Consider the following 8661-nt stretch of genomic DNA (forward strand, 5'->3'; position numbering starts at 1 on the left):
GCCCAGGCCACGGAGCCGTCCGATTCGGCCAAGCCGACCGAGCGCACTCGGCCGTGCGACACAATGGTCCGCATGACCAGCATCGCCGACCCGCAAGCGAATTCGCCGGTCGGGGACACCGGCCGCGGTGACGGGCCGTACCAGCCGTTCGCCCACCTCACTACCGAGCACTGCGCCCTCTACCGCCAGGTGATGGGGGCGTTCGTCCGGGCCAAGCAGGAGTTCACCGTCCATCTGCGCCCGGAGGACGTACATCTGGGGCTGCCACCGGAAGGGCGTCCGCCGCTCGAAGGGGTGGCGACCGCGTTGGAGCGGCTCGCCAGGTGGGGTAACCTGCGGGCCGACCCGGACACCAGCCGGGTCACCGCGCTGGAGGACTTCTACCGCGCCCGCCACATCTACCAGCTCACCCGCGCAGGCGAGGCCGCCGAGGAGGCGCTGGCCGCGTACGACGCGGCGCTCGGCCGGCGCGGTGAGCTGCAGGCGGTCGCGCTGGCGGACATCACGGTGCAGCTGCGGGCGCTGTTGGCGCTGGCCGGGCAGCCCGGACCCGACCCGGCCGTGGTGCACCTGTCGCTGCTGGCACTGGTGGACCGCTTCTCGGGCCTGGCGGAGAACGCGCGGGCGTTCATGAACTCGCTGCAACGGACGGTCGACCTGCACGAGGCCGAGGTCGAGGTGTTCCTCGCCTACAAGCAGCGGCTGATCGAGTACCTGGAGCGGTTCATCGAGGACCTTGTCACCCGGGGAGCCGAGATCGCCGGTCTGCTGACTGAGTTGGGCACGCCCCAGGCAGGCCCGGTCGGGCCGCTGCTGCGGCTGGCCGCCGAGCGCGAGGCCTCCGACGCGGCCCCGGACGCCGCTGCCGAGGCCCTGGCCGCCGCCGAACGCCGCTGGGAGGGGCGCTGGGAGGGCCTGCGGGCGTGGTTCCTGAGCGTGCCGGGGCGCAACTCCCAGGCCAAGCTCCTGCGCTCGGCCGCCCGCCAGGCGATTCCCCAACTACTCGCCGTCGTCCAGGCGTTGAACGAACGCCGGGCCGGCCGGTCGGACCGCTCGGCCGACTTCCGGGAGCTGGCCCGGTGGTTCGCCGAGGCGCCTGACGACAACTCGCGCCACCGACTGTGGCGGTCTGCGTTCGGGCTGTACTCGGCACGTCATCTGACCATCGACCAGGAGGCGCTCGCCGAACGGGACGCCGAGCCGGTGCCGGCTTCCGCGTCCTGGTACGACGCACCGGGCGTGCGGATCAGCCCGCAACTGCGCCGGACCGGTTCCTACGAGCGGCGCGGCCGGGCCAGGGCGGTGCAGGACCGCGCCGAGGCCAAGGCGTACCTGGCCGAGCTGGCACGCAAGCAGGCCGAGCAGGCCGCCGCTGCCCGGGCCCGGCTGGCCACCCGGGGAGAGGTCCGGTTGAGCGACCTCGACGAGTTGGACCGGGATTCCTTCCGACTATTCCTTCAACTACTCGGCGACGCCCTGGCGAAGTGGCGGCCGGGCACGGAGTCGGTGTCCACCACCACCAACGACGGGACGATGGAGATCAGGTTGACCAGCCTCCCCGGCGGAGGGACTGCCGAGATCCACACCCTCGACGGCGTCCTGCGGGGTCCGCAGCACCTGGTCGAGATCGTCGACCTCACCACCGACCGCGCGGGAGCGGGCCATGAGTGACAACCGCCTGGGCGACGTCCTCGCCGCGCAGCGGGCGGAGGAGTTCCGCCGGGCCGCACGGGCACTGCTGCGCCGGCCGCTGCTGCGCGCGGGCGGTCCCCACTCCGAGGAGTTCCGCCTGGTCCGGCAGCACGCGGCCGAACTGCGCACCTGGTTCGAGCGGAACACCGGCTGGGCTCTGCTGGTGGACTCCGAGGTGGCACGGCTGCGCCGCATTCCGGGCCGGGACAGCGATCCGACCCACCCGGCACGGGACCAGCGCACCGGACTCCCGTTCTCCCGGCGGCGCTACGTCGTGGTCTGCCTGTGCCTGGCGGTGCTGGAACGTGCCGAGCACCAGATCGCGCTGGGGCGGCTGGCCGAGCAGGTGGTCCTCGCGGCGGCGGACCCGGCGCTGGGGGCAGCGGGAATCGACTTCACGCTCTCCGACCGCGAGCAGCGCACCGACCTGGTGGCGGTGGTCCGGCTGCTGCTGGAGTGGGGTGTGCTGGCCAAGGTCGCCGGCGACGAGGACGCGTTCCTCAAGTCGGCCGGTGACGCCCTGTACGACGTGGACCGCCGGGTGCTGGCCGGGCTGCTGGTGTCCCGGCGCGGCCCGAGCACCGTACGCGCCGGCGGCTTCGCCGAGCGGCTGGCCGAACTCAACGCCGAGGTACTGCCGGACAGCGACGAGCTGCGCAACCGGGCGCTGCGGCACACGCTGACCCGGCGGCTGCTGGACGATCCGGTGCTGTACGCCGACGGGCTGTCGGAGGCCGAGAGCGCCTATCTCGCTTCCCAGCGCGGTGCGTTGACCCGCCGGATCAGTGAACTCACCGGGCTGGTACCGGAGGTGCGCGCCGAGGGCATCGCCATGGTGGACCCGGACGACGACCTGACGGATCTCCGGATGCCGGAGCAGGGCACCGACGGCCATGTGGCACTCCTGCTCGCCGAGTACCTGGCCGGGAAGGGCGGTACCGTCCCGCTCGCCGAGCTGCACCGCCAGGTGGCGGGCTGGGCGCTGGAGCACGCCGGGTTCTGGCGGCGCAGCGCGACCACCCCCGGCGCCGAGACCGAGCTGACCGAACAGGCCGTCGAACGGCTGGTCGCGCTCGGGCTGCTGGAGCGCGCGGCGACTCCGGACGACACTCCCGCCGTCCGTCCCCGCCCGGCGCTGGACCGCTACCGGGTCGGCGAGACGATCCTGTTGGAGCCGGGCCAGAGCGCTCCCCGGAAGAGCACCCAGAAGTCCGCGAAGAGCACGAAGGGCAAAAGGACCCGATGAACCCGACTGTCGCGCTGCCGTCCCCCGGCCGCACCCGCTGGCAGCCGCTGCGGGTCGGCCTGGTCGACCTCTTCTACTACGACGTCGAGGAGTTCCACTTCCGCGACGGCCGCTTGCTGTTCCGCGGCAACAACGGCACCGGCAAGTCCAAGGTGCTCGCCCTGACCCTGCCCTTCCTGCTGGACGGCGACCTCTCCCCGCACCGGGTCGAGCCGGACGCCGACCCGAAGAAGCGCATGGAGTGGAACCTCCTGCTCGGCGGCGAGCACCCGCACCCCGAACGGCTCGGCTACACCTGGATCGAGTTCGGCCGCCTGGACGAGGACGGCACCGCGCACTACACCACCCTGGGCTGCGGCCTCAAGGCGGTCAGCGGTCGGGGCATCGCCCGGCACTGGTACTTCGTCACCGACCGACGGATCGGCCCCGAGCTGCGGCTGCTGGACTCCACCGGCGCCGCGGTCACCCGCGACCGGCTGGCCGAGGCGCTGGACGGGCGCGGCCTGGTGTACGACTCGGCGCGGGCGTACCGCCGGGCGGTGGACGAGGCCTTGTTCGGCCTCGGCGAGCAGCGCTATGCGGCCCTGGTCGACCTGCTGGTCCAGCTGCGCCAACCGCAGCTGTCCAAGCGGCCCAGCGAGAAGGCGCTCTCGCAGGCGCTCACCGAGTCGCTGCCGCCGATGGACCAGGCCGTGGTCGCGGATGTCGCCGAGGCGTTCCGCTCGCTGGACGAGGAGAAGGAGCAGCTGGCGGCCATGGTGGCCGCCGAGCGCGCCGCCACCGGCTTCCTGGAGCACTACCGCCGGTACGCCCGGGTGGCCGCGCGACGCAAGGCCCGCGCGCCCCGGGCGCAGCACTCCCGCTACGAGGCACTGCGGACCGAACTGAACACTGCCGAGCAGGACTTCGCGGCGGCAGGGGTGGCACTGGAGGCGGCCGAGGCCCGGCTGGAGGAGCTGGACCAGCTGCGCTCCGGCCTGCGGGCTCGGGACGAGGCGCTGCGGGCCGGCCCGGAGATGCGCAGCGCCCGCGAGCTGGAGCAGGCCGCCGACCTCGCCGGACGCACCGCCCGGGACGCCGAACGCGCCGAGGCGGACCGCACCCGCGCCGAGGGTGAGCTGACCCGGTACGTCACCCGGCTCGGCGCGGCGCGCTCGCGTTCCGAGGCCGCCGACCGGGCGCAGGACGCCGCCATGGCCAGGGCCGGAGAGGCGGCTACGGCCGCCGGAGTGGAGCGGGAGCACATCGACCGGGTCAGCCGCCCGCTCGCGGCGGGGGAGCCGCCCGAGGCCGCGCAGCGGAGCTCCGCCGAGTTCACCGACCGGCGGCTGCGTTCGGTCGTCCTGGTCGAGGAGCAGCTGGCCGCCGCTCAGGAGTCGATGCGGGAACTCGACCGGACCAGGCGGCAGTTGGCGGATGCCGACGAGGACCTGACCCGCCGGGCCGACCTGCGGGCCGAGGCCGAGGAGAACGCCGCACAGACAGGCCGGGACTACCTCTCAGCCGCGCGCGCCTACTTCGCCTCCTGCACGCTGCTGCGCCCCGCCGACCCCGGGGGCATGCTCGACGAACTCGCCCAGTGGGTCGAGACGTTGAGCGGACCTGACCCCTCCCGTACGGCGGCGCAGCAGACCGCCTCCGCAGTCGGCGCCGAACTCGCCTCCCGGCGGGCCGCACTGGAGCTCCAGCAGCGGGAGCTTCACACCCGCGCGGAAGAACTGCGCGCCGAACTCGCGGAGTTGAGCTCCGGCGGCCAGCGAGGTCCGCAGGCGCCGCACACCCGCTCCCCCCAGGCCCGGCAGGACCGGCCGGGCGCGCCGCTCTGGCGCCTGGTCGACTTCACGGATCACCTGCCGGACCACCAGACCGCTGGGCTGGAGGCCGCCATGGAGGCGTCCGGTCTGCTCGACGCCTGGGTCGGCCCGGACGGCGCACTGACCGCCGCCGGCACCTGGGACACCCTGCTGACGGCCGGCCCGCGAGCGGCCGGACGCTCGCTGGCCGGCGTCCTGCGCCCGGCGGTCGACCGCGCCGACCCGGCCGCCGCCGCCCTGCCGGACGAACTGGTCTCGCGGCTGCTGAGCGGGATCGGCCTGCTCGACGCGGACGACGATCTCCCGGACACCGGCAGCTGGGTGGGCCTGGACGGTCGCTTCCGTCTCGGCGCACTCACCGGCGCCTGGTCCAAGCCGACCGCCGAGTACCTGGGCGAGAGCACCCGCGAACAGGCCAGGCGCGCCCGGATCGCCGCCGTCAACGCCGAACTCGACCGCCTCGCTGAGCGGTTGCAGGACCTGTCGGCCCGGTCCGAGAGCCTGGCGGCCGACGCACGCACCCTCGTGGCGGAGCAGGCCGCGCTGCCGGACGACTCCACCCTGCGGGCCGCCCAGGCCGGAGTCGCGGCGGCCCAGCAGGAGCACACCCGAGCCGCCGAGCGCCGCGCCGCCGCCGACCGGGCCGCCGCCGACGCCGCCGCCGACGCCGACCGGGCGGCGGAAGAACTCCAGACCATCGCCGACGAGTTGGGGCTGCCGACCAGCAGCACCGGCTTGCGCGGCATCCGCGAGGCGCTCGGCTCCTACCGTGAGGCCCTGGCGGCACTCTGGCCGGCCGTGCGCGAGACCCGCGCGGCCCGTACCGCGCTGGCCACCGAGGAGGCCGACCACACCCGCGCCGCCGAGCACGCCGCCGAACTCGCCGAGCGCTCCCGCGCGGCGGCCCGGGAGGCCGTCGCGGCCGGTGAGCGCCACGAGACGCTCAAGGCCACCGTGGGCGCGGCCGTCGCCGAGCTGCAACGCCAACTCGACGAGGTCAAGGCCGCCCTGCGCGACTGCGAGGAGGCCGAGCGCGCCACCCGCCGTGAGCAGAACGCCGCCACCGGCCGCCAGGCCGCCGCCGACGCCCTGCGCGCCCGGGTACGCGGTGAGATCGAGGACACTGTCCGTACCCGGGAGGAGGCGATCGACGCGCTGCGCCGCTTCGCCGCTACCGGCCTGCTCGCTGTCGCCCTGCCCGAGATCGAGCATGCCTCCGACTCCTGGGCTCCCGAGCCGGCCGTCCGGCTCGCCCGCGCCGTCGAGCGCGAGCTGGAGTCCGTCGACGACTCCGACCCGGCCTGGGAGCGCGTGCAGCGCAGAATCACCGAAGAGCTCAAGGACCTCTCCGACGCCCTGGCCCGCCACGGGCACACGGCCGCCGCCCGCTTGATGGACGACGGCCTGGTCGTCGACGTCGTCTTCCAGGGCCGGGAACGCTCCGTCCCCGCGCTCTCCGGCGCCCTCACCTCCGAGGTGGCCGACCGCCAGCAGCTGCTCTCCGCCCGCGAGCAGGAGATCCTGGAGAACCACCTGATCACCGAGGTGGCCGGAACCCTCCAGGAACTCGTCAGCGCCGCCGAGCACCAGGTGCTGAAGATGAACGAGGAACTGAAGGACCGCCCGACCAGCACCGGCATGCTGCTCCGCCTGGTCTGGCGCCCCGCCCGCAACGCGCCCGGCGGCCTGACCGCCGCCCGCGACCGCCTGCTGCGCCAGTCCTCCGATGCCTGGACCGCCGCCGACCGCACCGCCCTCGGCGAGTTCCTCCAGGCCCAGATCGACCGCGCCCGCACCGACAACCCCGCCGGCACATGGCTCGAACACCTCACCACCGCTCTGGACTACCGCTCCTGGCACGAGTTCGGCATCGAGCGCCACCAGCACGGCAGGTGGCAGTCCGCCACCGGCCCGGCCTCCGGCGGCGAGCGGGTGCTCTCCGTCTCCCTGCCGCTGTTCGCCGCCGCGTCCTCGCACTACGCCTCCGCCGGCAACCCGCACGCACCGCGCCTGGTCACCCTGGACGAGGCGTTCGCGGGCGTCGACGACGACTCCCGGGCCAAGTCGCTCGGGCTGCTCACCGCCTTCGACCTGGACGTGGTGATGACCTCAGAACGGGAGTGGGGCTGCTACCCGCAGGTCCCGGGCCTCGCCATCGCCCAGCTCTCCCGCGTCGACGAGATCACCGCCGTCCTGGTCACCCGCTGGGAGTGGGACGGCCGGCACCGCACCCTGGTGACCGACGGCGAGGTTCCGCCGCAACGTCAGGAAGGGCTGTTCGTCTGACGATGGGCCTCCCGATGGACCTCCCCCGCCTCCAGCGTCTGCTCGGCGCGCCCGAGCTCGCCTGGCTCCTCGACCGCACCCGCCGACGCCTGGAAGCCGGGCAGCCGCTCGACGGCACGGTCTCCCTGGCCGAGGCCGACGACGCCGCACGGGCGGCCGTCGCCCGCCTGCTGGGCCGGTCCCCGCGCCCCGGCCGGTCACTGTCCGTCTCGCTGGCCGCCGTCGACCGCACGCTCCGGGCCAGCGGCGCCTGCCCGGACGGGCTCGCCGCGGCCGTGGTGGCGCTCACCGGCCCGGTCACCGACAAGCGTGCACAGGACGCTGCCCTGGCCACCGCCTGGCAGCGCGTGCTTTCCGAGCTCGAGCACCCCGCCGTCATCGAGCGGCCCGAACTCGCCTCCTGGCGGGCCAAGGTGGCGGCCACCGGCCTCCTCAGACGGCTCGCGGGCGGCGACCCCGACGCCGCCCGCCGACTGGCCGCCGACGCCGTACGGGTCCTCGCCCAGCTCCCCGCCGATGGACTCACGCTGCCCGTCCTCGCCGCCCGCACCCTCGGCGACGCCCACGCCCTGGACCAGGGCCGTCCGCTCACCGCGCTCGTCCACTCCGCCGTCCGCGCCCTGGCCGCCACCGAGCTGCCCAGCGGCGCCGAAGGCCGCCGGGCGGCCTGGGCGGCCGTCGGCGTGGCCCTGGACGAACTCTCCTCCCGCGTCCTCGTCCTCGGCCTGCCCGGTTCCACCACCAACACCACCGGGCGCATCCTCGCCGCAGCCCGCGAAGGCGGCGAACCCTGCCTGCTGACCTTGCGCCAGCTCACCCGACAGCTGCCCGAGCTCGACCTCGCCGAGCGCACGGTACACGTCTGCGAGAACCCCGCCGTCCTCGCGGCCGCCGCCGACGAACTGGGCTCCGACTGCCCGCCACTGGTGTGCGTCGAAGGCCAACTGTCCGTCGCCGCCCGCACCTTGCTCGGTCACCTCGCCGACCAGGGCTGCCGGCTCGCGTACCACGGCGACTTCGACTGGGGCGGTATCCGCATCGCCACCGGCGTCCTCCGCCTCCCCGGCTCTTTCCCCTGGCGCTACGACAGCGCTTCCTACCTCACCGCCATCGAACGCGGCCTCGGCACCCCGCTCACCACCGGCACCCCAGCCCCCACCCCCTGGGACCCGGGCCTCGCCCCGGCCATCACCGAGCACACCGTCCGCGTCGAGGAGGAGCACCTGCTCGACCAGCTACTCACCGACCTCCGTCGGCAGACTGCATAGCCGGAACTGGCTACCGAACGGGTCACCGTTGATCCGCCGTTCAGCGGTCAGTTTTCAGGTTGAGAGATCGCGGACAGCCGACCCCTCACTTGTCGATGACGGACAACCCATCCAAGAACGACGCGCCCGCTCACGACCATCCATCCGCACCCTCGATGCACGCTCGTCCACCGGCTGTCCACCGAAACCCTCTGCCAGCACAGAGCCCGACTTGCCCTCCTCGACAAAACCCCAGGTCAAGATGGTTTCCCGGGGATTCGGTGACTTCAACGAACCGGCGACCTACGCATTGCGATGCATAGAGTCCGGGTGTCCGATTTTCCCGATTCCCATGGTCCTGAGTTCCGCAGCTGAG

General features: G+C 73.9%; 4 protein-coding genes. All 4 read left to right on the forward strand.

Annotation, left to right across the window (positions count from 1 at the left end; all coding sequences use genetic code 11):
* Positions 1 to 72 precede the first annotated feature (72 nt).
* From C7C46_RS02725 to C7C46_RS02740, 4 genes are read left to right on the forward strand one after another with little or no spacing between them, the layout of a single operon-like run.
* Positions 73 to 1671, forward strand: a complete 1599-nt coding sequence (locus C7C46_RS02725; protein ID WP_110665205.1) for a TIGR02677 family protein — start codon at positions 73 to 75, stop codon at positions 1669 to 1671.
* A complete protein-coding gene (locus C7C46_RS02730) occupies positions 1664 to 2938 on the forward strand; it encodes a TIGR02678 family protein (protein WP_110665207.1) in 1275 nt (424 codons plus the stop codon). Before C7C46_RS02725 ends, C7C46_RS02730 begins: the two co-directional genes overlap by 8 nt.
* Positions 2935 to 7038, forward strand: coding sequence for a TIGR02680 family protein (locus C7C46_RS02735; RefSeq protein WP_110665209.1), 4104 nt, complete (start codon positions 2935 to 2937; stop codon positions 7036 to 7038). Before C7C46_RS02730 ends, C7C46_RS02735 begins: the two co-directional genes overlap by 4 nt.
* Before the next feature lie 14 nt (positions 7039 to 7052).
* A complete protein-coding gene (locus C7C46_RS02740; RefSeq protein WP_110665237.1) occupies positions 7053 to 8306 on the forward strand; it encodes a TIGR02679 family protein in 1254 nt (417 codons plus the stop codon).
* Positions 8307 to 8661 lie beyond the last annotated feature (355 nt).

Source organism: Streptomyces tateyamensis (assembly GCF_003205575.1).
GTDB lineage: Bacteria > Actinomycetota > Actinomycetes > Streptomycetales > Streptomycetaceae > Kitasatospora > Kitasatospora tateyamensis.

Excerpts from the sequence above, each read along its gene's own strand:
- C7C46_RS02730 (WP_110665207.1), top strand. The coding sequence starts at position 1,664 with ATGAGTGACAACCGCCTGGGCGACGTCCTCGCCGCGCAGCGGGCGGAG.
- C7C46_RS02735 (WP_110665209.1), top strand. The coding sequence starts at position 2,935 with ATGAACCCGACTGTCGCGCTGCCGTCCCCCGGCCGCACCCGCTGGCAG.
- C7C46_RS02740 (WP_110665237.1), top strand. The coding sequence starts at position 7,053 with ATGGACCTCCCCCGCCTCCAGCGTCTGCTCGGCGCGCCCGAGCTCGCC.
- C7C46_RS02725 (WP_110665205.1), top strand. The coding sequence starts at position 73 with ATGACCAGCATCGCCGACCCGCAAGCGAATTCGCCGGTCGGGGACACC.